The following is a 23,583-nucleotide window of genomic DNA, read 5'->3' as shown; positions in this document are numbered from 1 at the left end:
AAACAATATTAATCATGTATAATTAAATTTTTATCATATTCGAAACAATTGAAGGAATTGCTGTTTTAAAATTGATATTAAATACTACAAGGTTTTAGTATTGATGTATTCCTAACTTTATCACAAAAAAATTAAGATAATGGTTATAAAATTTCTTTTATTTGTAAGCATTAAATCATGTTTACATGCAGATAGACCCATTACATACAAGCCAGAAAGATATATACAAGATTTTAACGGGAACTGTAATACCACGCCCTATCGGTTGGGTTTCTACAACAAACGCAGAAGGTAACTACAACCTTGCCCCTTTTTCTTTTTTTAATGCTGTGGGTGAAGACCCGCCGCACGTTATGTTCTCTACTGTACGCACGGGAAATATAAATAAAGATACACTGAATAATGTACTGCAGACAGGGGAATTTGTAGTAAACATGGCTACAGAAGATTTAGTGGAAAAAATGAACACTACATCGGCTAACCTTAAGCCGGGCGAAAGCGAGTTTGAGCTTGCAGAGCTTACCCCTGTCCCTTCCGTACTTGTAAAAGCGCCGCGTGTTTTAGAAAGCCCTGTAAATATGGAGTGTAAGCTGGTGCACCATTACAGCCTTGAAGACCACAAAAATGGCGGGGCAACTATTATGATAGGCAGGGTGGTAATGTTCCACATAGATGACAGCATATTACTTGACAATTATAAAATAAACCAGGATGCATACCGCCCGGTGGCAAGGCTTGCCGGATGGAACTACTCGAAACTTGGTGAAATATTCTCTATAAAAAGGCCTGAATAATGAAAATTACAGTAATTGGCGGCGGCCCGGGCGGGTTGTATTTTTCCATCCTTGTAAAAAAGGCCATGCCTGCCACTGAAATAAACGTTTACGAACGCAACCGGGCAGACGACTCTTTCGGGTTTGGTGTGGTATTCTCAGATGAAACCCTTAGCGAATTCCTTACACGCGACCCGCAGTCGTATGAACTGATACGCAGCCGGTTTGCTTACTGGGATGAACTTGATGTTGCCCGAGACGGCGAAAAAGTGCGTATAACAGGTAACGGCTTTTGCGGCTGCTCGCGCAAAACACTATTGCAGCTACTGCAGCAACGCTGCCGCGAAGAAGGTGTAACTCTGCATTTTGAAGCCAATGTAGATGATCTCTCGCAGTTTACAGATTCTGATATTATAGTAGCATCGGATGGTATTAACAGCAGCATACGCGATAAATTTGCGGCACATTTTGGTACTGAGGTAAAAATGCAAAGCAACCGCTTTGTATGGATGGGCTCTACACGCCCGCTGGATGCTTTTACCTATTTCTTCAGGAGTACGCCACACGGAGCAATGGTGGCACATACATACCAGTATGAAGAAGGCATGAGCACCTGGATATTTGAAATGACAGATGAAACCTGGCAAAAAGCAGGTTTTACTATAACAGATGAAGAGGATACAATAGATAAAATATCCGGTTTCTTCAAAGAAGAGCTTGACGGGCATCCGCTGATAACAAACCGTTCTTACTGGAGGCAATTTCCTGCCGTTACCAATAAAAACTGGTACCACAACAATATAGTGCTTTTGGGTGATGCAAAGGCAACAGCACACTACTCTATCGGTTCGGGCACCAAGCTGGCAATGGAATGCGCTATTTCGCTGGCTGATTCGGTTATACAGTACAAGACTGATATAAAGGCTGTTTTTGAAAATTATGAAAAGCTGCGCCGCAACCGCGTGGAAATGATACAGCATGCGGCTAATGTTTCACTTGACTGGTTTGAGCATATGGACAGGCACATGCAGCACGATTTTATGCAGTTTGCCTTTAGTGTGATGACACGTTCTAAAAAAGTGACTTTTGAAAACCTGGGGCTACGCGATGCCTCTTTCCCTAAAAAAGTACTGGCAGAATTTAATGAGCGTGAAGGTAATCAAGACAAATCCACCCCGGCTGCTTTTACGCCGTTTATGCTTCGCGGCATGACAGTAGACAATCGTATTGTAATGAGCCCGATGGAGCAATATTCAGCTGAAGATGGTGTAGTTTCCGATTGGCATTTGATGCATTACGGATCGCGCGCTACAGGCGGTTTAGGACTAATATTAACCGAAGCCACTGCAGTGTCTACTGAAGGAAAAATTACTTTAGGTTGCCCCGGTATATATACTCAAGAACAGACAGATGCATGGAAACGAATTACAGATTTTATACACAATAACAGTACTTCAAAAATAGGGATACAGATTGGGCACTCCGGCAGGAAAGGGGCGGTAAAACGCCCGTGGGAAGGTAGGAACGAGCCTATAGAAAATGCATGGGAGCTTCTGTCAGCCTCCCCTATCCCATTCAATGATAAGATGGTAGTGCCGCGTGAAATGAACGTTGCGGATATGGATGCAGTTACCGAACAATTTGTAAACGCTGCCAAAAATGCCGATGCTGCCGGGTTTGATATGATAGAGCTACAGGCACATCATGGCTTCCTGTTGGCTTCATTCCTGTCGCCATTAACTAATATCCGCACAGATGAATTTGGTGGCAGTATTGAAAACAGGCTCAAATTCCCGCTAAGGGTATTTAAAGCTATGCGCGAGGCATTCCCGCAGGATAAACCGATGTCAGTGCGTATATCCGCATCTGACTGGGCAGAGAATGGCATTACTGAAGAAGACGTGATTGCTATTGCACAGACATTCAAGCAGACGGGCGCTGATATTATAAACGTTTCTACAGGCTTAACGGTTGAAAATCAAAAACCGGCAGTGGGCAGGATGTGGCAAACGCCTTTCAGCGACATGGTACGCAATGAAGTACACATCCCTACCATCACGGCGGGATATATACAGGATATAGACCAAATCAATACCATATTACTTAACGGCCGAGCCGACTTAGTGGCACTGGGTAAAACACTATTGCTGGACCCGTTCTTTGTTCGCAATGCACAGGCTTATGAACTATATAAAGCAAATGACCTGCACGCTGTGGGCATACCTAAACAATATATGTCGGCAGCTTCTCATATGTACCCATACCGTGCCGGGGAGCGCAGGAATATAGAGAATATGAAGAAAGCATTAAAACCGCTAACGCATAAAAAGTAATTATCAGGGCTATGAAACATTACGAAGATAATTTTGCGCACGACCATTTGCCACACCCTTCGCTGATGGCAGAATGTTTTACCGGGCATGCCGACTTTGAATTCCCGGAAGACCTGAATTGTGTAGAGCGTTTGCTGGACAGGCACATAGCAGAAAGCAATGGCGATAAAATAGCAATACGCACTTTTGATACCTCGTGGACTTTTAATGATCTGTATAAAAAAGCAAACCAGATTGCACACGTGCTACGGGAAGATGCAGGCTTTATTCCGGGTAACCGTGTGCTGATACGCTCCGCTAACAACCCTATGTATGTAGCCTGCTGGTTTGGTATACTTAAAGCGGGCGGTATTGTGGTTGCAACCATGCCGCTGTTGCGGGAAAAAGAATTAACGGTAATGGCAGATAGCGCACAGATATCTCACACATTATGCGATTATAGGCTAATAGATGATTTAAAATCAGTTACGTCAGGTTACTTAAATAAAATAATTGCTTTTGACGGCACAGGGCAAACCGAACAGGAACTGGAAAAACTAATGACAGGCAAGCCTGAAACCATTACCAATTATCCATCAAAAGCAGATTCAGTTGCTATCATCGGCTTTACAAGTGGTACTACAGGTAAGCCAAAAATGACATCGCATTATCATAAAGATATATTGCTGATATGTGAGGCATTCCCTAAATACTCACTCAACCCAACTCCTGATGATATTTTTACAGGCAGCCCGCCGCTTGGGTTTACCTTTGGCCTTGGCGGGTTGGTGCTGTTCCCGTTTTATTTCGGGGCATCAACCTTTTTAATAGAAAAACCTACACCTGACCTGCTTTTACAGGCAATTCAGGACCACAAAATAACCATTTGCTTTACTGCCCCAACCGCATGGCGGGTACTGACTACTAAAGTAAAAGAGTATGATATTTCCTCGCTTCGCAAATGTGTATCGGCGGGAGAAACGTTGCCTGAAAAAGTTTGGGATGACTGGTATGAAGCCACAGGGCTAAAAATAACAGATGGTATAGGCTCTACAGAGATATTGCATATCTTTATCTCCAGCAATGACGAAAATATGCGCAAAGGCGCCACAGGCAAAGCTATTAGGGGCTATGAAGCTAAAATTATTGATGAAAGCGGTAATGAGGTTGAAAATGGCAAAGAAGGCCGGTTAGCCGTGCGCGGTATTACGGGCTGCAAATACCTTGTAAGCGAGGATAAACAAAAAGAATATGTGCAAAATGGCTGGAATATAACGGGCGACATCTTCCGTAAGGATGATGATGGTTATTTTTGGTTTGTTGCACGTGGCGATGATATGATTATTTCGGCAGGTTATAATATTTCTGCTATAGAAGTAGAGAGCGTACTGCTCACCCATGATGACATTGCAGAATGCGCAGTAGTAGGACTTCCTGACGAAAATCGAGGTATGCTAGTATGTGCCTATATTGTTTTACATGATAAAAGCCGGGCGCACGAAACCACCACCAAAGCCATACAGGACTGGTTTAAAGAAGTAGCGGCGCCGTACAAATACCCGCGCGAGATACGCTATCTGGACAGCCTCCCTAAAACAGAAACAGGAAAAATACAACGATTTAAACTTAAAAATATAGTACAGGCGTAATGAAAAACGCATTTATAAAAAAAGAAACAGTACGTTTTCAGCATGTAGATTATGCGGGGATTGTTTTTTACCCGCGCTTTTTGGAAATGCTGAATAATTTAGTTGAGGATTTTTATGCTGAAGCACTAAACCTGCCCTTTAAAAACCTGCACGAAACAGGCGGCATACCTACTGTTGACCTTAAAGTGCAATTTAAAAAAGCGGCACGATTGGGCGATGAGCTTACCAAATACCTTTGGATAAAGAACCTGGGCGGCGCATCTATGCATTGCGGGTTTAAGTTTGAGCACGAGGATGACTCAGTTTGCCTGGAGGGCGAAGTAACACTGGTGCGGGTGGATTTTTCAGACGACCGTAAGAGCATAAAAGCAAGTGCCTTTCCTGATGATATGCGTGCCAAACTGGAAAAATATTTACTATAACCTTCCATTCCGTGCGAAGCCGAGGAATCTTAGATTTCTCCATAAAGTCAAAATGGAAAAAATTTTAAAATTTAGAATTGTTTATAAATGGAATTACCAAAATTTAAAGCCGCAACAGTACAGGCAGCACCTGTTTTCCTTAATGCAGAAGCTACTACAGAAAAAGCCTGTTCCATAATTGCTGAGGCAGCGGGTAATGGCGCTTCGCTTGTGGCTTTCCCAGAAGTATTTGTTGCAGGTTACCCTTACTGGAACTGGATCATGACTCCGGTACAGGGCAGCGCGTGGTATGAAAAACTCTATAAAAACTCAATAAATGTTCCCGGCCCTGAAACAGACAGGCTTTGCGAAGCTGCTAAAGAGCACAATTGCCATATAGTTATTGGCGTTAATGAGCGTGGGCAAAGTTTTGGAGAAATTTACAATACCAACCTTATCATTAACAATAAAGGCCAAATCATTGGCAAGCACCGCAAACTGGTGCCCACTTGGGCAGAGAAACTCACGTGGACTGGCGGCGATGGTTCTTCGTTAAAAGTATATAATACCGAGATTGGCCCTATTGGTACACTGGCTTGCGGCGAAAACACCAACACGCTGGCACGCTACACACTGCTTACACAGGGCGAACTCATCCACATTGCCAATTACATTTCGCTGCCGGTTGCCCCGCCTGATTATAACATGGCAGAAGCTATTAAGATACGTGCCGCGGCACACTCGTTTGAAGGTAAATTGTTTACTATCGTTTCATGTTCTACCATTACAAAAGAGATAATTGATATCTTAAAAGAAGAGGTTCCCAATGCGGAAGAGTTGCTTACGCGGAAGGATAGCGCATTTTCAGGATTTATTGGCCCTAACGGGGCCGTTATCGGCGAGCCGCTGATAGATGAGGAAGGCATTGTATATGCGGATATTGACCTGAGCAAATGCATACAGCCAAAGCAGATGCACGATATATTGGGGCACTATAACCGCTTTGATATCTTTGACCTGCGTGTAAATACAGCCCCGAAGAAAAACATTACCTTTATGGGTAGTGACTCAGATACTGAATAAAACAAACACCATAACAACTTGAAAATAAGAAAGTATGGAGGAAACAAAATATGACGACACGGTTTACGGACGTGCAAGGGTGCAAACCACGCCCGAGCTGGAAGCCTATTATAAAGAACTGGAAAGCCTTGGCGCAGGCGCATTATGGACAGTAGCCAACGATATAGAACCATGGGAGCCTAAACCTTCATCGGTACCGATGTTGTGGAAATATGAAGACCTGCGTCATTTGGTATTAAAATCATCTGAACTGGTTACGCCTGAGCAGGCAGGCCGCCGTGTCGTGTACCTCGTTAATGACAAACGCCGCGATGTAAGCGCTGCAGTAGGTTGGCTGTACACCGGCATTCAGGTTACCCGCCCGGGAGAAAGTACTTCGGCACACAGGCACAAAGCCTCTGCACTGCGTTTTATTATGGAAGGCGAAGGTGGTTATACTGTGGTTGACGGTAATAAAATTATGCTTGAAGTCAACGATTTTGTAATAACGCCAAACAGCACCTGGCACGAGCATGGCGTAGAGGAAGGCGGCAAAACCTGCATTTGGCAGGACGGGCTGGATATTCCGCTTGTAAATGCGCTCGAAGCAAATGACTATGCTGTGTTTGATGGCAAGCAGCCATTAGAAAAACCACTGAATTTCTCACCTATGAGCTATAGTGGTGCGGGGTTAATACCTGCCGACCACGTTTGGGACAAGCCCTACTCTCCCCTTTTTAAATATTCATGGAAACAAGTGTACCCAGCCCTGCAGCAAGCCGCACAGGTTAATGAAGGTTCACCTTACGATGGAGTATTAATGCATTATACCAATCCGCTCACTGGCGGGCATGTAATGCAAACTATGGGAGCCAGTATGCAGATGCTCCGCCCAAGCGAGCATACGCTTGCACATAAGCACACAGGCTCATTCATTTATCAATGTGCCAAAGGTAAGGGCTACTCTATAATTGGCGGCAAACGTTATGACTGGAAGGAGCGCGACATCTTTTGCGTGCCGTCATGGGTTTATCATGAACACGTAAATTTATCCGATACGGAAGATGCCTGCCTGTTCTCGTTTCACGACCTGCCGGTTATCGAATCATTAGGATTGTATCAGGAAAAAGCGCATCCGGAGGGAAGGCAAAAGGTTGAGTAGCAATTTCCGACAGAAGCATACTGTAAAAGTATTGTTATTCAGGGCGCAGTCGAGGAATCTAAGATTTCTCCATAAAGTCGAAATGGAAAATTCAAATAACACACAAAATTAAATAATGAAATTAGTTACTTACAGAATAAATCATACGCCCGCACGCCTCGGGTTTGTAGAAGGCGAAATGATAGTTGACGCAGAAAAGCTGGGACACATAAAGCAAAGCCCGCTTCCTGATAATATGCTCGACTTTATCGATTTAGGCATAGAAGGTATAAACCACGCCATACAGTTACTCAATACAGCTACTAAAGAAGAATTACTTGATTGTTCTATCCCTATGGGCAATGCCACATTGATGGCACCAATACCCAAACCACGTAAAAACATTTTTGGTATCGGGTTAAATTATACGGAGCATGTTGCCGAATCGGCACGTACGCTTGATACTTCTAAAGAATTACCTCAGGAACCAGTGGTCTTCTCTAAGCCTACATCTGCTGTAATTGGCCCTGAAGGGAATATCATACACAACCAGAAAATTACAAAACAACTGGACTATGAAGTAGAACTTGCTGTTATCATTGGCAAACGTGGTAAAAATGTGCCTAAAGAAGAAGCAATGGACTATGTGTATGGTTATACCATCATTAATGACATCAGCGCGCGCGACTGCCGCCGTGCCGGGCAATGGATAGTATCTAAAGGTCAGGATACTTTTGCGCCTATGGGGCCTGTATTGGTTACCAAGGCTGATATTGAAAATCCGCACAACCTGAAGCTTTCGTTAAAACTGAATGGTGAGGAAAGGCAGAATTCCAATACCAAATATATGCTGTTTAATATTAACGACCTGATACACGACCTCAGTACGGTATTTACGCTTGAACCGGGCGATATTATTGCTACCGGCACACCGGCAGGTGTTGGTGCGGGTATGACACCACAGTCTTTCATGTGGCCGGGCGATGTTGTTGAAGCTACAGTAGAAGCTATTGGCACGCTACGAAATTATGTAGTGGACAGCGAGGCAGCTAATTAATTTGAAAATTAGTTGATTTGAAAATTTGAAAATGGGTTTTTGAGACTGTAAGTAATAGGAATGGACTTTCCAATCTTAAACCTTAAACTTTAAACACGAAGATTAATGAAAAAATACCGCATAGGGCAAATTGTGCCCAGCTCTAATATCACTATGGAAACGGAGATACCGGCGCTATTCAGGGCAAGGGAAACGGTTTCTCCTGAACGCTTTACATTCCATTCCAGCCGAATGCGCATGAAAAAGGTAACTAAGGAAGAACTGGAAGCAATGGATGCCCAAAGCCTTAAATGCGCGCAGGAGCTAAGTGATGCTCGTGTAGATGTAATGGGTTATGCATGTCTTGTCGCGATTATGAGTATGGGGCGCGGCTACCATTGTGTGAGCGAAACCAACCTGCATGAAGAAACAGTAAAAAATGATGCGCCTGCCCCTGTTGTTACAAGTGCGGGAGCATTAATAAACGGATTAAAGGTTTTGGGTGCTAAAAAGGTCGCTGTGATTACGCCTTATATGAAACCGCTTACACAGCTTGTGGTAGATTATATTGAACACCAAGGGTTTGAGGTGATAGATTTTATTGCGCTTGAAATACCGGATAACCTAGAGGTAGCGGCACAAGACCCTATGAACCTGCTTGAGATATACAAACGCCTTAACCTTGAAGGTGTTGATGTACTGGTTGCTTCTGCCTGCGTGCAGATGCCGTCATTAGAAGCTATTGATGCTATTGAAAGAGAAATTGGCATACCGGTAACCTCGGCTGCGGTTTGCACCACTTATGAAATGCTGAAGAAATTAGGCTTAGATACAAAAGTACCTATGGGTGGCGCACTGCTTAGCGGGAGATATTAAGTTTCTTTTTACACGCTATACATAATTCCGGCTTCGCATTGTCTATTGTGCTGATACGCTCTACAGCGTCTGTCATTACACATGATTTATCAGGGCAATGCGGAAGCCCGAAGTTATGGCCTAACTCATGTATAGCAACTTTTTTAAATCTGCCAAACTGTACCTCTTTATTTTTATGCTTTAACCGGAAATCGGAAACAATGCAACTGTTGCCGGGACGATAGGCAAGCCCCATGACACCAAAATCATTATACTTCCATTCGGGAGGTTTGATATTTCCGTTCTCATCCCGCTTGGTTACCGAGATATCTTTATCAGTAAGCCCCAAGATATAATCAACATCCGGCTGCATGTTACGCTCCTGTATAGCTATAAGGCTGTCTGCCCTGTAACGGGGCGATTTTATGTTTACAAATGCTGACGAGGGAAATTCTGAATGAGGCAGCACTTTTACCTTTATACCATAATAATCGGTAATAGCTTTGCTAACTAATGCTACTTTACTGTCATCTATATTTCTATAAGGTATTATACCTACCACAGTTTCTTTTGTAACGGTTGTCTTATTACACGCAATTGTAGTAAAAAACAATATAAACAACAGATATCTCATAAAATTACAGCTACTAAAACTATTTCACACTATACGCCACCACAGATTGTTTGTTTACAAATATAGTGAGTATTCCGCGCGTGGTACGGTCAAACAGTACATCAAATTCTCCGGTATCGGCAAATATTTTTGGCTCAGCTTTTTTAGAGAACGGCGCCGAACTAAACTGATAAGCCACTTCATCAGTAGCTTTTAGCCCTTTTATCTTAAAAGTAAGTACTCCTTCATTTTTTGCTTTAAGCACTCCTTCGTTGGGCTGTACTATATGGTAGCCCAAATCATAATATAATGGCTGTACTGCATAATCGCGCTCATTTTTAGTTGTTAGTAACCACTTTTTATCTTCAGGGAAATGGTTAATGAAAAACAGCTCCGGCTCGGTAAAAAAGTATTTATCATCAAACCTGAAACCGAATTTTTTACTGCGCCCGGTAAAGCCGCCCGCTCCCCAGGTAACATCGAGCAACTTCCACTCCCCGTTTATTTTAACTGCATTCCAGGCATGGTTGCTTGGTGATGCGGGTTTACCAATATCTGAAGGGATTGATTTTGCATTACCGCGAACAACCTCACATTCAAGCCCCAATTTACGGGCGGTGAGCGCATAAACCATACTGTAGCCGTGACACACGCCTTTCCGTTGCCTGAGCGTTTCTTTGGCAAGGTCGTTCTCTATTTCGGCAACCTTGGCAAGCCTTTCCGCTTCGGTGGTATAAGAATACCTTACCGGTTTGCGCCCAAGTGCGGCAGGCGACTCGTCAAAACTGATGTTATAGGCAATCCAAGTAAAAAGGGCACGCGCACGTTCATCCTCCCGCTGAAAGTCGGCTGCAATGCGCTCTGCAAGTTGTGCAGGGGTTTTATAGGTGTTGGGGTAACTCTTTACAAGATTATCTACTTTAGTATAATCCTGTGCGGTTGCAGTATAGCAAGCAAACAAGAGCAGTATTTTGATTTTTAAGAGTATTGCTTTCATACTCTATATAAAACCAAAATCCTGCCAAAATATGTTAAGTACCAATTATTTTGTAAGAAGGTACATGGCAACAGGCTTGCCTTTTACAACTACAATCAAAGTAGATGCTTTACTGTCTACACTGGCTTTGTAGACAAGTGTTTTTTCATCCTGCTCCATTACTACAGGCTGGCTGCTCAAATCTGTTATATACCCAACAGGCTCACTTGCGCTTAAGTTATTAAACTTAAATTCAACAATATTGTTTTTGGGTTTAATGATTCCCATATCGGGAGACACTATTGTATAACCTGAAGCTATATATTCTCCAAAAAATAAAGGAAGTTTAGAAAAATTCTCTTTGGTTTTATTTACAAAAAGCCACTCGGTATTATTAGGATAGTGATTAAGATAAAACCTTTCAGGATTAGTGAAGAAATAACCATCATTAAAAGCAGGTTTAAACTGTCCGTTACTTCCAATATAGCCTGCCCCTAAAGTAACATCAAGTAAAGACCATTTATTATTGATTTTTACAGCATTCCAAAGATGGTTGGTGCCGTTTGGCATTTGTCCTATCTGTGAAGGATCTGATTTTAAAGTTCCGGGAATGGTTACAACCTCAAGCCCCACTGCCTTTGCCAAATTTTCGAACAAAAAAGCATATCCTGATGCCGTTGCAATGTTATTGTTTAAAGCAGTAGCAACCATTTCCTGAATTTGCTTTTGATTCTTTTCCTGCCTGTCTTTTTCGTTAGTATAGTAAAAACCTTTACCTGAATTACCTGTAACGTCAAACTTAACATTAAATGCAATCCAGCTAAAAACTGCCCTTGCCTTGTCTTCATTACTTGTAAAATCTGACTTAATTTTATTGGCAAGTATTTCTATAGACTGAACACTGTTAGGATAATCATATACAATGGCATAAACATCGTTTTTATCTTGTGCATTTACTAAAAACGACAGTAATAATACAATTAAGGCAAGTTGGTTTTTCATTTAAATAAAATTTACTTTGGCAAATATAATTATTTCTTATAATGCCAAAGTATCCCTTTATCCGAAGTTGTCCATAAGGCAGCTTTTTGGTTGGCAGCTTTAAGGGCGTTGTTGGCCCAGGTGTTGCAGGTATAAAACAGGTTATACTTCCTGTTCGCCTCATAAAAAGCATCATAGTCGCCATAGCAGTGCTCACCAATTCGGCACACCTGCCGCTCTACATTAAGGGCGAAACTTGACTCTATATAAGCCACCAAAGCACTGTAATCGTCTTTACTGATGCCAATCTTAACGCAATCGTCATCTTCCTGCACGCTCCGGTAAAACTTGGTATGCATTGCCGATGTACCCAAATTGAAGGCAGCCTTAAATGCCGTGCTCGCCTTTAAGTCGCTCCACTGCGGGGTGTGCAGGTAAAAGCCTTTGTCGCCCCAGCCGAATGCTACATATTTTACGAGCGTATCATTGGCGCGGGTATGGCTGAACAAAATATCTTTGCTCCAGTCTTTTACTTCGTTTTTTACGGGAACCACAATGTCGGTGTGTACGCCGTTAGAGTTAATGTAAACGGTAATATCACCCTGTGCGGTTGCATGAGTGTTGACAGGTATAGCGGAGCAAACAAACACAGCTATTATATAAAGTAAAATGAAAGCAAACAGCCCAAGTAACAGGTGGGCTGTTATGCGTAGTATTTTTTTAGGAAGGCTCTTTGCCATAATCAAAGTTGCGGATAATATCCTTTAACGCGTCATCGTGCTCTTTATTGGATATTTTACCCGCTTCCTTATCAAAATTCTCCTCGAACTGCGGCAGTGAGAATGTAGCCCTGTAGTTGCCGCCGTAGTGCTTAAGGCTAATTTTTGCAGCTTCCAGCGCGTTCTTGCCTGCGTATTTGCCCGGAGAGGTACTCATGAGCAGCATGGGGATATTGTGCCATACCAGCTTGTGCTGGCGCGAGGCCCAGTCATAAATGTTTTTAAAAGCTGTGGTAAGCCCTGCATTGTGTTCGGCGACAGAAAGCACTATAACATCGGCAGAAGCTATTTTATCAAGAAAGGAGAGGGCTATGGCGGGTTGCCCCAGTTCTTTTTCTTTATCTACGCTAAACAGTGGCAGCTCATAATCGTTAAGGTCCAGCACCTCTACCTCACCGCCTTCAAAAAGGCCTGCGGCATAGGTTGCCAAACGCTTGTTTATAGATTGCTTACTGTTACTTCCTGCTAATGCTATTATTTTCATGGTTAGTTTTTATGTGGTTGTTTTATAAAGATAAGGAATTTTGAAGAGGATGGAATGTTAAAGAAATATGAAAATTGGTTATATTTGGAGATTACCCAATTAAAATCTTATGTCTTACGAATCCTTAGTTTATCGAATACTTATAGCGTCTCCATCAGATGTTGACGAAGAAAGAGAAGTTGTAGCCCGTGTCATTCAGGATTGGAACGATTTAAATTCATTTAGTAAAAAAATAGTCTTGCTTCCCGTTCGCTGGGAAACCCACACGTCTCCAACATACGGTGTGCGACCTCAAGAAACAATTAACAGACAAATCGTAGATGATTGTGATATGCTAATTGGTTTTTTTTGGACGAAAATAGGAACTCCAACAGGAGAAGAGTTGGGGGGTACTGTTGAAGAGATTAAACGTGTTGCTAAAGCAGGAAAACCGGTAATGCTATATTTTTCTAAAAGAGGAAAAGATCCTTCGGAAATCGATTTAGAGCAATTGAAATCTTTAAATAAATTTAAGGAAGAAGTATATAGTAGTGCACTAGTTGAAAATTTCAATTCAATTGTTGACTTTAGAGATAAGTTGTCAAGACAATTAGAAATGAAAATTCGAGAGCTTCAAGATAGTCGGCAAGCACAAGATTCTATAAACTTTTCATTTATAGATTTAAAATCTGGTAAAGAATTAGGTGAAAATTTTAAAGTTTCTATGGATAGAGTTGAAGTAAAAGAAAAACACACAGAACATTTAAAAATTGATTCCCGAGTTCGCTATCCAAATAGAATCCACTACCATGTAGACGAATATCTAAGCAAACGAAATGGAGTTCCAATATTATTAGGTATCAAAAGTAAGCTTTCGAGAGTTATCTCAAATGTCAATATCGAACTACTAATAGAATCTTCTGAATCAAACGCTTTAAAATTACAAACAAAAACGGAAGAAAACAGTCAAACTTTATTCAATTTTATCACAATAATTATATTGCAGATGACACTATAAAGAATGTAATTAAATTATTTGATGAGGAATATAGCCAAATTTCAGATAAAGTATGGCATACTGCTATCGACAACTCTATAAATTTAATCCCTGATAAGCTAAAGATAATAGATGTACTTATACTGCTATATCCTACGAAATCTCAGAGTATCGAATTTAATTTAACTCTATTTTCAGATAATATTTTAAAACCGATTGAAAGTAAAGCAAAATTAGATTTAGATATAAATGTAAGGGAAATTAATGAATTAGAAATTAGTGAATTGATTGAATACAGCAATGACGATGAAGATTTCTTTTAAAACACATCCCGTCGGTTGGCGGGATTATATCTCAATACTAACCCCTAACCCTTTTATATCTACGCTGCCAACTCATATTCATATCAAGTAGTTGTTTAAACTCTTTTTTGGTTGGCTTTATCAGTACCCCGATTGTGTCGTTATTAACAGCAAAATCCTTAATAAATACTGATATATTTTTATAATCTTCAAGGCTTAAATGTTTCCAGTATAGCGAGTCTTTACTCACAGCAAGTATATTCACTTTCCAAAATATAGAATCCCTGTGGCTTAATATGAGCCTGCCTTTATACAATTTGGCAATATTGGTGTCGGACAGGTTAAAAATAGAATCGCGCGTGAAGCCTGAAAGATATACCGAATCTTTTACCGTAACATCAAACCGTGAATACGGGTTATAGTACGTAATCTTACCATCTTTATATTGGGGGCTTTTAAATAAAGAATCTTTTTCAGATAATGGTAATGCAATATTTTGCTGATAATCAAAATAAACAGCTTTATCTGTTATGTTCAGTACTTCATCATTACTGTGGCTGTAGCTGCCCCTGAACTGGGTTGGTATCGTTTTTAACGGCCTGTTATTTACCGGCTGTGGCTCGTCAAAATAATAATCAACAGAAGCATATTCGCCTGCTGCATTTTCTTTGCATGAAATAAATAAAAATGCCAGGAAGAGAACAATATACCTAAATATCATGTGCACGATTTTCTCCAAATATAAAAACAAATCCCACCTGTTGGCGGGATTCTATCTTAATACTTAATACCAGCTTCTTAATACTAATTACACATTAAAGCGGAAATGCATTACATCGCCGTCTTTCACAATGTACTCCTTACCTTCTACTTTTAGCTTTCCGGCTTCTTTTACCTTAGCTTCAGAGCCAAACTGAACGTAATCATTATATGCAATAACTTCGGCACGTATAAAACCTTTCTCAAAGTCGGTGTGAATAACGCCTGCTGCCTGTGGTGCGGTATCGCCTATGTGAATCGTCCAGGCACGAACCTCTTTAACGCCTGCGGTAAAATAGGTTTGCAGGTTAAGCAGCTTGTATGCCGAACGTATCAGCGCCGAAACACCCGGTTCTTTAAGCCCTAAATCTTCAAGGAACATCTGGCGCTCTTCATAGGTTTCAAGTTCGGTAATGTCGGCTTCGGTAGCAACGGCAAGTACCAGCACCTCTGCATTTTCGTCTTTTACCAGTTCGCGCACCTGGTCAACATATTGGTTGCCGGTAGCGGCAGCGCCTTCATCTACATTACAAACATACAGCACAGGCTTGGTAGTTATCAGCTGAAAGCTCTGCATCAGTTCTTCCTCTTCCTCATTGGCAGGTACTACAGTACGTGCGCTCTTGGCCTGCAGCAATGCCTCGCGGATGCGCTCTAAAAGTGCGGTTTCGGCAAGGGCTTCCTTATTACCTGTCTTGCCTGCTTTCTTCGACTTCTCAAGGCGTTTTTCTACCGTATCAAGGTCTTTAAGCTGAAGCTCTATATCAATGGTTTCTTTGTCGCGTATCGGGTTAACGCTGCCCTCTACGTGCACTATATTATCGTTATCAAAGCAGCGCAGCACGTGAATGATGGCGTTACACTCCCTTATGTTGCCCAAAAACTGGTTGCCAAGCCCCTCGCCCCTGCTCGCGCCTTTAACAAGGCCCGCAATATCTACAATCTCTACGGTTGCGGGTACTACACGCTCGGGGTTTACAAGCTCTTCCAGCTTTTCCAGCCTCGGGTCGGGCACGTTAACCACGCCCACATTTGGCTCTATAGTACAAAAAGGGAAGTTTGCGCTTTGTGCCTTGGCATTAGACAAACAATTAAAAAGTGTCGATTTACCCACGTTAGGCAATCCTACAATACCTGCTTTCATTTAGTTTGTTTATTTTAAGGCTGCAAATATAAGTTTTTGAAATGAATTATCCTGAACGGATGCATGCTTTACCCTTTTGATTTTATAAATACTTTATAGTTTCATTATCAGGTATTTTAACATAGCGCGGGTAACTTTGCAGTATAACCTAAAAACGAAAGTAATTATGAAAACAATATTTGTAACAGCCTTACTGGCATTCGGGCTAAGCATGAATGCACAGGTAAACAAAAACGTAACCGAAGAAACCACAACCACTAAAGTTACGGTTGATAACGGCGAGGAGAAAAAGCAGATCGTTAAAACCGACCGTACACAAAGTACCCAGGATATAGAGCTGAAAGATGCCGAGAGCAAAAAACTGAACAAGGATGTTAAGGAAACACCTGTAAAAGTTACTAAAAGCTCAACCATTTCGGGTGATGGTATAGCCACACAAAAGCTGGGTGAAACAACCTACTACTCTATGAATGGCAGGAACTATATGTTTGTAAGCGATAAGTCGGGTTACAAAATTTCTACTCCCGAAAACCTTGACTATGGTGTGTTAAGGAAAACTTCTAACAACAATTATATCTATAAGACAGACGAGCGTACATCTTTTGGCTATTTTGACGGAAACGGCAACTTTGTAGTGGAAACCTATAACAACGACACAGATGGTGTAACGGTTGAAACCTATAAGCTGATCAAGAAATAAATAAGCTAAAACCTGAATAAAACAAAACCCGGAGTTAACGCTCCGGGTTTTGTTTTTATAATCTGAATTGCTTATTCGTTGTGAAGAAATGCCTGCCTGTTTAGTAATGTTTCATCACTCTCCACATGGTCTTCATCCGGTACGCAGCAGTCAACCGGGCATACGGCAGCACATTGCGGCTCATCATGAAAGCCCTTGCACTCGGTACACTTACCGGGAACTATGTAATAAATATCATCGCTTAGCGGGGTGTGCGGCTCTTCGGCATCTACTTCCTCACCGCTTGGCAGCACTACCCTGCCCTTAAGTTTTGTTCCGTCTTTATACCTCCAGTCGTCAGCGCCTTCATATATCGCTGTGTTCGGGCATTCGGGTTCGCATGCACCGCAGTTAATGCATTCGTCGGTTATCTTGATAGCCATAGCTTTATTTTATTTGTCGTAAATTTGTACAAAATTACGTCCAAATCCGTACATAAACAAAAAAATGACGTTAACAGAAACCAAAAAAGCATTTGCTGAATTAGGAAAATTCTTAAAACAGTTTTCTCAGGATATATCTGCTAAAAACAGTGAAGTACAATATAACGATATTTTCTTTGATGATTTTATAAACCTGATACAATTGTCGCAGTCGCACAACCGCTGGTTCACCCCAGAGCAGGTTTACTTTGCCATACAATCATGGGCGAAGGCGTTAACTCCTGAAAATCTTGACAAGTGGCTGGATAAGTACACCATAAGTTATGCAGAGCCTAAAACTGTAGCGCTTGTTTTGGCTGGCAATATACCGCTTGTTGGGTTTCATGATTTTCTTTCGGTATTGCTAACAGAACATAAAGTGTTGGTAAAGCTATCATCTAACGACCAAAAGCTGTTGCCATTCCTTGCAAAATACCTCATTACCATTGAACCAAACCTTGAAAACCGCATTGAATTTACAGAGGGCAAGCTTGAGAATTTTGATGCTGTAATTGCCACAGGCAGCAACAACACCTCACGCTATTTTAAATACTATTTTAAAGATAAGCCATCTATTATACGTAAAAACCGTAATTCTGTAGCGGTACTTACCGGCAACGAAAGCAAAGAAGAGCTTACAGCGCTGGGCGAAGATATTTTCAGGTATTTTGGTTTGGGCTGCCGCAATGTGTCGAAACTGTTCGTGCCACAAGGCTATGACTTTACTGCATTTTTTGAGGCTGTTTTTGCATACGGAGACGTAATACATTATGAAAAATATGCCAATAATTACGATTATAACAAGGCGGTTTATCTAATGAGTAATTTTAAAATACTGGATAACGGTTTCCTTACCCTGAAAGAAGATGGGGGCTACTCCTCGCCTATTTCATCAGTGTTTTATGAATATTATAATTCACCTGAAGAACTTAAAGCCAAATTAGAATCTGAACACGACCAGTTGCAGTGCGTTGTAGGTAATATAAATGGCATAGATACCATAGCATTCGGGCAAACCCAAAAACCGCAATTATGGGATTATGCGGATAATGTAGATACAATTTCATTTTTGACAAAAATATAAGCTAAGAATTGCATTATTTGCTTGATGTGTTTCGGGCAATAATTCAGAAATTTGTAAATTATTTTTTGCAATACACAGATAAATGAAAAAGCATAATTTCAGCGCGGGTCCCTCTATCCTGCCGCAGGAAGTCTTTAAAGAAGCTGCTCAGGCCGTATTGGATTTTAATAATTCAGGACTGTCCATATTGGAAATATCACACCGCAGCAAAGACTTTGTTGCTGTGATGGAAGAAGCCCGCTCTCTTGCCCTGGAGCTTTTAGGGTTACAGGGCAAAGGTTACCATGCACTATTTTTATCGGGCGGGGCAAGCATGGAGTTTGTACGTGTTCCCTATAACCTGCTGAAACAGGGTGGCAAAGCAGCTTATTTAGATACGGGTACATGGGCGGCGGGCGCTATTAAAGAAGCAAAAGCATTTGGTGAAACTATTGTAGTGGCATCATCTAAACAGGATGATTACACATACATCCCTAAAAACTATAGCATCCCTGACGATGCAGATTACTTTCACTGCACCAGTAACAACACTATTTTTGGTACGCAAATGCAGAGTTTCCCGGAAACAGGTGTGCCGTTGATTTGCGATATGAGCTCTGATATTTTTTCAAGGCAGCTTGATTTTTCTAAATTCGGGCTTATATATGCCGGGGCACAGAAAAACATGGGGCCTGCAGGTACAACCCTGATTGTTGTTAAAGAAGAACTGCTTGGCAAAACAGGCAGGCAAATACCCGGAATTTTAGATTATGCAGCACATGTAGAAAAAGAAAGCATGTATAACACCCCACCGGTATTTGCAGTATACACCTCTCTGTTAACGCTAAAATGGCTTAAAGCAAAAGGCGGAATTGCAGAAATTGAAAAAGCCAACACTAAAAAAGCACGGATTTTATATGAAGAGATAGACCGCAACCCATTATTCAGGGGTACTGCAAGTGTAGAAGACCGATCTGTTATGAATGTTACTTTCTTGCTTAATGATGAATCACACATGCAGCAGTTTGACAGCCTTTGGAAAGCGGCAGGAATAAGCGGATTAAACGGGCACCGTTCTGTTGGTGGGTACCGTGCTTCAATCTACAATGCAATGGCATTAGAGAGCGTTAAGGTACTGGTAGAAGTTATGCAGCAGTTAGAAAAAAGCATCTGAAAACATTGGTTTCTTAATTTAAATTAAGAAATCACGTAAATACATTTAATTATTTAAAAATGAAAATATTAGCAAATGACGGCATTTCTTTAAGCGGAAAACAAAAACTTGAAGAAAACGGATTTGAAGTCGTAACTACTAAAGTAGCACAGGAACAGGTTGCCAATTACATCAACAAAAATGATATAAGTGTTTTGCTGGTGCGCAGTGCAACAAAAGTAAGGAAAGATATTATAGATGCCTGCCCCGGCTTAAAGATTATCGGGCGCGGTGGTGTAGGGATGGATAATATAGATGTTGAGTATGCAAGGCAAAAAGACATTCATGTAATAAGTACGCCGGCATCTTCATCAGACTCTGTTGCAGAGCTTGTATTTGCCCATTTGTTTACAGGTGTGCGCTTTTTACATGATGCCAACCGCCTTATGCCACTGGAGGGCGAAACCAGTTTTGAGAGCCTTAAAAAGGCTTATGCCGCCGGCATAGAACTCCGTGGTAAAACAATGGGTATTATTGGCTTTGGTCGCATAGGTCGCTCCGTTGCACGTATTGCGCTTGGGCTTGGCATGCGGGTTATTGCATCTGATAAATTTGTAGGCAATTCAGAAATAAGGGTAGATTTTTATAACGGCCAGTTCATAAATGTCGAAATTACTACAGAACCTATTGAGGATATCTTTAAACATGCCGACTTTATATCACTCCACGTTCCCGCACAGGATGGCTACCTTATCGGGGATAAAGAGTTCAGTATGATGAAAGATGGCGTAGGCATAATCAATGCTGCACGCGGGGGAATACTGGATGAGGTGGCGCTTGTGGATGCGCTTGATTCAGGGAAGGTTTCTTTTGCTGGGCTTGATGTTTTTGAAGAAGAACCAAAACCTGCCATACAGGTACTTATGCACCCTAAAATATCGCTAACTCCGCATATTGGCGCTGCCACACTGGAAGCCCAGGACAGGATTGGTACAGAACTGGCTGAACAGATAATAAGCCTGCTAAAAACAGAAAGTAATTGATTTTAAATGAGCCTTAGGGCTCTTTTTTTATTACTATAAGTTTTATAGAATTATTAAGACTATATACCGCTGATAGTTCTAACTTTAAATGCTTTACACATTTGTCATTTAAAATGAAGATAGCTACCTACAATGTAAACGGTATAAACGGTAGGCTGCCGGTTTTACTGCGCTGGCTTAAAGAAACGAGCCCTGATATTGTATGCCTGCAGGAACTGAAAGCACCTGATGAAAAATTTCCGTTGGCTGAAATAGAAGCAGCAGGATACACTGCCCTGTGGCACGGGCAAAAACAATGGAATGGTGTTGCCATATTTTCTAAAAGCGGCGATATTAAAGAAATTGGCAAGGGGCTTCCGGGAGATGCAGAAGATATACAAAGCAGGTATATAGAGGCGCTGGCAGACGGCATAATAATAGCCTGCCTTTACCTCCCTAACGGTAACCCTGCGCCCGGGCCTAAGTTTGATTATAAATTGAAATGGTTTAAAAGGCTGCACCAGCGTGCACAGCAACTGCTGGAGTTTAATGCACCTGTTATACTGGCAGGCGACTTTAATGTAATACCTACTGAAAATGATGTTTATAAACCGGAACGCTGGCTAAAAGACGCACTATTTTTACCTGAAACCAGAAATGCTTTTACCGAATTGACAGCACAGGGCTGGACAGACGCAATACGGCAACTATATCCTGAAGAAACGATTTATACTTTTTGGGATTATTTCAGAAATGCTTATCAACGGGATGCCGGGCTACGGATAGATCATTTTCTGCTAAACGCGCAGCTAAACGACAAGCTTGTGTCGGGAGGAGTTGATAAAATGGTTCGCGGATGGGAAAAAACAAGCGATCATGCCCCGGTATGGATAGAAATTGAACTATAAAATTTGCTTATGCAGATTATATTGATTAATTTAAATAGTATAGGAATTTTCTATACAGATATAGATAAATGTGATAAAAGTCATTGATAAATAAAACTTATCATTTTTAAATTTGTCATGTAAAAATTTAATAACCATAAAAAATTAATAACATATGTCATTAGTAGGAAAAAAATTCCCGAACATTACTGTAGATGCAATGTCAGAAATGGGCGATAACCTTAAAATAAACGTTTATGAGGAGGCAGTAAACAACAAAAAGAAAGTGTTGCTTTTCTGGTACCCGAAAGACTTTACTTTTGTTTGCCCTACAGAACTACATGCATTTCAGGCTGCTATGGGCGAATTTGAAAAAAGGAACACTATGGTAATAGGCGCTTCCTGCGATACTAACGAAGTACATTTTGCGTGGCTTAATACATCAAAAGACAATGGCGGTATAGAAGGCGTTACTTACCCTATCCTTGCTGATACCAACAGGAATCTTGCTAATATTCTTGGAATTCTTGATATACAGTCTTCTGAATATAATGAAGAAACTGACTCTGTAATACTCGAAGGTTCTAACGTTACTTACCGTGCTACTTACCTTGTAGATGAAGACGGTAAAATATTCCACGAAAGCGTAAACGATATGCCTCTTGGCCGTAATGTAAACGAGTACCTAAGGCTTATTGATGCTTACACGCACGTGCAGGTTAAAGGTGAAGTTTGCCCTGCTAACTGGGAAGAAGGTAAAGAAGCCATGACAGCCGACAGGAAAGGCGTTGCTTCATACCTAAGTGCTCACTAATAAATTAAAAACAAAAGAAATTATGTTACAGGAACTTGAAAAAGATAACCTTGCAGAAATAGTGTCTCAGGAACCGCTGGTAGTTGTACAGTACTCTGCCGGATGGTGCGGCAACTGCAGGATAATGAAGCCAAAATTTAAGAAAATGGCAGGTGAGCATGAGAATGTAACATTTGTAATTGCCGATGCCGAGAATTTTCCTGAATCGAGAAAACTTGCAAAGGTTGATAACCTGCCTACCTTCGCTGCCTTTAAAAACGGCAGCCTTGTAAACCAGGTCCAGACAAATAAAGTAGACATTCTAACCGATCTTATCAATGAAGTTACCAGTAATTAAACACCTGACAGAGTTTATTGAGCAAAACGACCAGGACTACGTAGTAGAAGCCCTGGAAGTGCTTGAAGCGCTTACAGAAGTACCTTCGCTTAAAGACGAAGAGCTTGATGTGGTTGGAGAGCTAATCTCTAACATGTATGGTGCTATAGAGGTAAACAAGATGATAAAAGACGGTATGACAAAAAAAGAAGCGCTGAACAGTTTTATGATGCGCGTTCTTGGTGCAATAGATAAAAATTAGATTTTTTAATTGGGCGAAAAGGCGCTTCCGGAAACGGAGGCGCTTTTTTTATTCATTAAATTAAAACAAATACTTATAATAACAGCTAAAAGTAGCGGCAAAGCACTACTGCTTACAAGATAAATTTGCTACTTTTGCTTACTTAAAAACATACACAATTATGGCTAAAATAACTTTAGGGGGCAACCCTGTAAATACATCAGGCGAACTGCCTGCAAAAGGTGCAAAAGCACCAGATTTTACTCTTGTTAAAGGAGACCTGTCTACAGCATCACTGTCAGATTTTAAAGGTAGCAAGCTTGTGCTTAACATCTTTCCGAGTGTAGATACAGGCACGTGTGCCGCATCAGTAAGAAAGTTTAACGAAAAAGCGGCAGGCCTGGAAAACACAAAAGTACTGTGCATATCGCGCGACCTGCCTTTTGCCCAAAACCGTTTTTGCGGTGCAGAGGGTATAGACAACGTTTCGTCATTATCAGATTTTAAAGATGGTAAGTTTGGTGCCGATTATGGTCTTACCATTACAGATGGCCCGCTTGCCGGGCTGCACTCAAGGGTTGTTGTGGTTATTAATGAAAATGGCGAGGTGGTATATACCGAGCAGGTTGCTGATATTAAAGACGAGCCTGATTATGAAAGTGCCTTAGCGGCATTATAATCAA

Annotated in this window: 26 protein-coding genes; 18 read left to right on the top strand and 8 right to left on the bottom strand. The window is 41.3% G+C overall.

Features of this window, described 5'->3' with window-relative positions:
• The first annotated feature begins 185 nt into the window (after window positions 1–185).
• From Q0K96_RS09210 to Q0K96_RS09175, 8 genes are all read left to right on the top strand, one after another.
• Window positions 186–794: a flavin reductase family protein gene (locus Q0K96_RS09210; RefSeq protein ID WP_297333706.1), complete on the top strand. Its 609-nt coding sequence runs from the start codon at window positions 186–188 to the stop codon at window positions 792–794.
• On the top strand, window positions 794–3,106 hold the full coding sequence (locus tag Q0K96_RS09205) for a bifunctional salicylyl-CoA 5-hydroxylase/oxidoreductase (RefSeq protein WP_297333705.1): 2,313 nt from the start codon (window positions 794–796) through the stop codon (window positions 3,104–3,106). The genes Q0K96_RS09210 and Q0K96_RS09205 overlap by 1 nt, the downstream gene beginning before the upstream one ends.
• 11 nt (window positions 3,107–3,117) lie before the next feature.
• Window positions 3,118–4,734: an AMP-binding protein gene (locus Q0K96_RS09200; protein WP_297333704.1), complete on the top strand. Its 1,617-nt coding sequence runs from the start codon at window positions 3,118–3,120 to the stop codon at window positions 4,732–4,734.
• Window positions 4,734–5,156, top strand: coding sequence for a thioesterase family protein (locus Q0K96_RS09195; RefSeq protein WP_297333703.1), 423 nt, complete (start codon window positions 4,734–4,736; stop codon window positions 5,154–5,156). Before Q0K96_RS09200 ends, Q0K96_RS09195 begins: the two co-directional genes overlap by 1 nt.
• An 87-nt stretch (window positions 5,157–5,243) precedes the next feature.
• Entirely contained in the window at window positions 5,244–6,218 is a 975-nt protein-coding gene (locus Q0K96_RS09190; RefSeq protein WP_297333702.1) for a carbon-nitrogen hydrolase family protein, read from the top strand.
• 34 nt (window positions 6,219–6,252) lie between these two features.
• Complete coding sequence (locus tag Q0K96_RS09185) at window positions 6,253–7,359, top strand: cupin domain-containing protein (RefSeq protein WP_297333701.1); 1,107 nt, start codon at window positions 6,253–6,255, stop codon at window positions 7,357–7,359.
• Between the two features lie 115 nt (window positions 7,360–7,474).
• Complete coding sequence (locus Q0K96_RS09180) at window positions 7,475–8,395, top strand: fumarylacetoacetate hydrolase family protein (protein ID WP_297333700.1); 921 nt, start codon at window positions 7,475–7,477, stop codon at window positions 8,393–8,395.
• A 105-nt stretch (window positions 8,396–8,500) separates the two neighbouring features.
• Window positions 8,501–9,250, top strand: a complete 750-nt coding sequence (locus tag Q0K96_RS09175; RefSeq protein WP_297333699.1) for an Asp/Glu racemase — start codon at window positions 8,501–8,503, stop codon at window positions 9,248–9,250.
• Here the strand turns inward: Q0K96_RS09175 and Q0K96_RS09170 are convergent.
• Genes Q0K96_RS09170 through Q0K96_RS09150 form a run of 5 tightly spaced genes read right to left on the bottom strand, consistent with a single transcriptional unit; the run spans window position 9,234 to window position 13,062 of the window.
• A complete protein-coding gene (locus Q0K96_RS09170) occupies window positions 9,234–9,863 on the bottom strand; it encodes a zinc-dependent metalloprotease family protein (RefSeq protein ID WP_297333698.1) in 630 nt (209 codons plus the stop codon). The two genes, Q0K96_RS09175 and Q0K96_RS09170, sit on opposite strands and share 17 nt — an antisense overlap.
• 19 nt (window positions 9,864–9,882) lie before the next feature.
• Window positions 9,883–10,839 (bottom strand): transglutaminase domain-containing protein, encoded by a 957-nt coding sequence (locus tag Q0K96_RS09165; protein WP_297333697.1) that lies wholly within the window; start codon window positions 10,837–10,839, stop codon window positions 9,883–9,885.
• Window positions 10,840–10,884: 45 nt separating this feature from the next.
• Window positions 10,885–11,820, bottom strand: a complete 936-nt coding sequence (locus tag Q0K96_RS09160; protein ID WP_297333696.1) for a transglutaminase domain-containing protein — start codon at window positions 11,818–11,820, stop codon at window positions 10,885–10,887.
• 29 nt (window positions 11,821–11,849) lie between these two features.
• Window positions 11,850–12,539 carry a TIGR02117 family protein gene (locus tag Q0K96_RS09155; RefSeq protein WP_297333695.1) on the bottom strand — a complete coding sequence of 230 codons (690 nt, stop codon included), beginning with the start codon at window positions 12,537–12,539 and terminating at the stop codon, window positions 11,850–11,852.
• The gene (locus tag Q0K96_RS09150) at window positions 12,520–13,062 is read right to left on the bottom strand and encodes an NAD(P)H-dependent oxidoreductase (RefSeq protein WP_297333694.1); all 543 of its coding nucleotides are present in this window, start codon (window positions 13,060–13,062) and stop codon (window positions 12,520–12,522) included. The genes Q0K96_RS09155 and Q0K96_RS09150 overlap by 20 nt, the downstream gene beginning before the upstream one ends.
• A gap of 109 nt (window positions 13,063–13,171) precedes the next feature.
• Here Q0K96_RS09150 and Q0K96_RS09145 point away from each other — a divergent pair, with 109 nt between their 5' ends.
• Window positions 13,172–14,059, top strand: a complete 888-nt coding sequence (locus tag Q0K96_RS09145) for a hypothetical protein (RefSeq protein ID WP_297333693.1) — start codon at window positions 13,172–13,174, stop codon at window positions 14,057–14,059.
• A gap of 339 nt (window positions 14,060–14,398) precedes the next feature.
• On the opposite strand, the gene Q0K96_RS09140 is transcribed toward Q0K96_RS09145, so the two are convergent.
• A complete protein-coding gene (locus Q0K96_RS09140; protein ID WP_297333692.1) occupies window positions 14,399–15,061 on the bottom strand; it encodes a hypothetical protein in 663 nt (220 codons plus the stop codon).
• Between the two features lie 87 nt (window positions 15,062–15,148).
• Window positions 15,149–16,243, bottom strand: coding sequence for a redox-regulated ATPase YchF (ychF, locus tag Q0K96_RS09135; protein ID WP_223052646.1), 1,095 nt, complete (start codon window positions 16,241–16,243; stop codon window positions 15,149–15,151).
• A gap of 166 nt (window positions 16,244–16,409) precedes the next feature.
• Between ychF and Q0K96_RS09130 the strand changes: the two genes are divergently transcribed.
• Window positions 16,410–16,943 (top strand): hypothetical protein, encoded by a 534-nt coding sequence (locus Q0K96_RS09130; protein WP_223052645.1) that lies wholly within the window; start codon window positions 16,410–16,412, stop codon window positions 16,941–16,943.
• Between the two features lie 71 nt (window positions 16,944–17,014).
• On the opposite strand, the gene Q0K96_RS09125 is transcribed toward Q0K96_RS09130, so the two are convergent.
• Window positions 17,015–17,365, bottom strand: a complete 351-nt coding sequence (locus Q0K96_RS09125; RefSeq protein WP_223052644.1) for a 4Fe-4S dicluster domain-containing protein — start codon at window positions 17,363–17,365, stop codon at window positions 17,015–17,017.
• Window positions 17,366–17,429: 64 nt separating this feature from the next.
• Here Q0K96_RS09125 and Q0K96_RS09120 point away from each other — a divergent pair, with 64 nt between their 5' ends.
• From Q0K96_RS09120 to tpx, 8 genes are all read left to right on the top strand, one after another.
• Complete coding sequence (locus tag Q0K96_RS09120) at window positions 17,430–18,488, top strand: acyl-CoA reductase (protein WP_297333691.1); 1,059 nt, start codon at window positions 17,430–17,432, stop codon at window positions 18,486–18,488.
• A gap of 82 nt (window positions 18,489–18,570) precedes the next feature.
• Window positions 18,571–19,641 (top strand): 3-phosphoserine/phosphohydroxythreonine transaminase, encoded by a 1,071-nt coding sequence (gene serC / locus Q0K96_RS09115; protein ID WP_297333690.1) that lies wholly within the window; start codon window positions 18,571–18,573, stop codon window positions 19,639–19,641.
• Between the two features lie 59 nt (window positions 19,642–19,700).
• Window positions 19,701–20,663 carry a D-2-hydroxyacid dehydrogenase gene (locus tag Q0K96_RS09110; RefSeq protein ID WP_297333689.1) on the top strand — a complete coding sequence of 321 codons (963 nt, stop codon included), beginning with the start codon at window positions 19,701–19,703 and terminating at the stop codon, window positions 20,661–20,663.
• Window positions 20,664–20,776: 113 nt separating this feature from the next.
• Window positions 20,777–21,550: an exodeoxyribonuclease III gene (gene xth, locus Q0K96_RS09105; protein WP_297333688.1), complete on the top strand. Its 774-nt coding sequence runs from the start codon at window positions 20,777–20,779 to the stop codon at window positions 21,548–21,550.
• Window positions 21,551–21,704: 154 nt separating this feature from the next.
• Window positions 21,705–22,343 (top strand): peroxiredoxin, encoded by a 639-nt coding sequence (locus Q0K96_RS09100; protein ID WP_297333687.1) that lies wholly within the window; start codon window positions 21,705–21,707, stop codon window positions 22,341–22,343.
• A 22-nt stretch (window positions 22,344–22,365) separates the two neighbouring features.
• Window positions 22,366–22,680, top strand: a complete 315-nt coding sequence (locus Q0K96_RS09095; RefSeq protein ID WP_223052638.1) for a thioredoxin family protein — start codon at window positions 22,366–22,368, stop codon at window positions 22,678–22,680.
• Entirely contained in the window at window positions 22,661–22,921 is a 261-nt protein-coding gene (locus tag Q0K96_RS09090) for a hypothetical protein (protein WP_223052637.1), read from the top strand. Before Q0K96_RS09095 ends, Q0K96_RS09090 begins: the two co-directional genes overlap by 20 nt.
• Window positions 22,922–23,081: 160 nt before the next feature.
• A complete protein-coding gene (gene tpx, locus Q0K96_RS09085; RefSeq protein ID WP_297333686.1) occupies window positions 23,082–23,579 on the top strand; it encodes a thiol peroxidase in 498 nt (165 codons plus the stop codon).
• Window positions 23,580–23,583: the final 4 nt, after the last annotated feature.

The sequence above is a fragment of the Flavobacterium sp. genome (genome assembly GCF_024305175.1).
GTDB lineage: Bacteria > Bacteroidota > Bacteroidia > Flavobacteriales > Flavobacteriaceae > Flavobacterium.
This window is presented reverse-complemented; position numbering and strand designations above follow the sequence as displayed.

Bases quoted from the DNA above. Each gene is read 5' to 3' on its own strand.
- Q0K96_RS09165 (WP_297333697.1), bottom strand. From the start codon at position 10,839: ATGAAAGCAATACTCTTAAAAATCAAAATACTGCTCTTGTTTGCTTGC.
- Q0K96_RS09090 (WP_223052637.1), top strand. From the start codon at position 22,661: ATGAAGTTACCAGTAATTAAACACCTGACAGAGTTTATTGAGCAAAAC.
- Q0K96_RS09175 (WP_297333699.1), top strand. From the start codon at position 8,501: ATGAAAAAATACCGCATAGGGCAAATTGTGCCCAGCTCTAATATCACT.
- Q0K96_RS09125 (WP_223052644.1), bottom strand. From the start codon at position 17,365: ATGGCTATCAAGATAACCGACGAATGCATTAACTGCGGTGCATGCGAA.
- Q0K96_RS09170 (WP_297333698.1), bottom strand. From the start codon at position 9,863: ATGAGATATCTGTTGTTTATATTGTTTTTTACTACAATTGCGTGTAAT.
- Q0K96_RS09160 (WP_297333696.1), bottom strand. From the start codon at position 11,820: ATGAAAAACCAACTTGCCTTAATTGTATTATTACTGTCGTTTTTAGTA.
- Q0K96_RS09130 (WP_223052645.1), top strand. From the start codon at position 16,410: ATGAAAACAATATTTGTAACAGCCTTACTGGCATTCGGGCTAAGCATG.
- ychF (WP_223052646.1), bottom strand. From the start codon at position 16,243: ATGAAAGCAGGTATTGTAGGATTGCCTAACGTGGGTAAATCGACACTT.
- Q0K96_RS09190 (WP_297333702.1), top strand. From the start codon at position 5,244: ATGGAATTACCAAAATTTAAAGCCGCAACAGTACAGGCAGCACCTGTT.
- Q0K96_RS09120 (WP_297333691.1), top strand. From the start codon at position 17,430: ATGACGTTAACAGAAACCAAAAAAGCATTTGCTGAATTAGGAAAATTC.
- tpx (WP_297333686.1), top strand. From the start codon at position 23,082: ATGGCTAAAATAACTTTAGGGGGCAACCCTGTAAATACATCAGGCGAA.
- Q0K96_RS09205 (WP_297333705.1), top strand. From the start codon at position 794: ATGAAAATTACAGTAATTGGCGGCGGCCCGGGCGGGTTGTATTTTTCC.
- xth (WP_297333688.1), top strand. From the start codon at position 20,777: ATGAAGATAGCTACCTACAATGTAAACGGTATAAACGGTAGGCTGCCG.
- Q0K96_RS09210 (WP_297333706.1), top strand. From the start codon at position 186: ATGCAGATAGACCCATTACATACAAGCCAGAAAGATATATACAAGATT.
- Q0K96_RS09180 (WP_297333700.1), top strand. From the start codon at position 7,475: ATGAAATTAGTTACTTACAGAATAAATCATACGCCCGCACGCCTCGGG.
- Q0K96_RS09100 (WP_297333687.1), top strand. From the start codon at position 21,705: ATGTCATTAGTAGGAAAAAAATTCCCGAACATTACTGTAGATGCAATG.
- Q0K96_RS09195 (WP_297333703.1), top strand. From the start codon at position 4,734: ATGAAAAACGCATTTATAAAAAAAGAAACAGTACGTTTTCAGCATGTA.
- Q0K96_RS09140 (WP_297333692.1), bottom strand. From the start codon at position 15,061: ATGATATTTAGGTATATTGTTCTCTTCCTGGCATTTTTATTTATTTCA.
- Q0K96_RS09155 (WP_297333695.1), bottom strand. From the start codon at position 12,539: ATGGCAAAGAGCCTTCCTAAAAAAATACTACGCATAACAGCCCACCTG.
- Q0K96_RS09185 (WP_297333701.1), top strand. From the start codon at position 6,253: ATGGAGGAAACAAAATATGACGACACGGTTTACGGACGTGCAAGGGTG.
- Q0K96_RS09145 (WP_297333693.1), top strand. From the start codon at position 13,172: ATGTCTTACGAATCCTTAGTTTATCGAATACTTATAGCGTCTCCATCA.
- Q0K96_RS09110 (WP_297333689.1), top strand. From the start codon at position 19,701: ATGAAAATATTAGCAAATGACGGCATTTCTTTAAGCGGAAAACAAAAA.
- Q0K96_RS09095 (WP_223052638.1), top strand. From the start codon at position 22,366: ATGTTACAGGAACTTGAAAAAGATAACCTTGCAGAAATAGTGTCTCAG.
- Q0K96_RS09150 (WP_297333694.1), bottom strand. From the start codon at position 13,062: ATGAAAATAATAGCATTAGCAGGAAGTAACAGTAAGCAATCTATAAAC.
- serC (WP_297333690.1), top strand. From the start codon at position 18,571: ATGAAAAAGCATAATTTCAGCGCGGGTCCCTCTATCCTGCCGCAGGAA.
- Q0K96_RS09200 (WP_297333704.1), top strand. From the start codon at position 3,118: ATGAAACATTACGAAGATAATTTTGCGCACGACCATTTGCCACACCCT.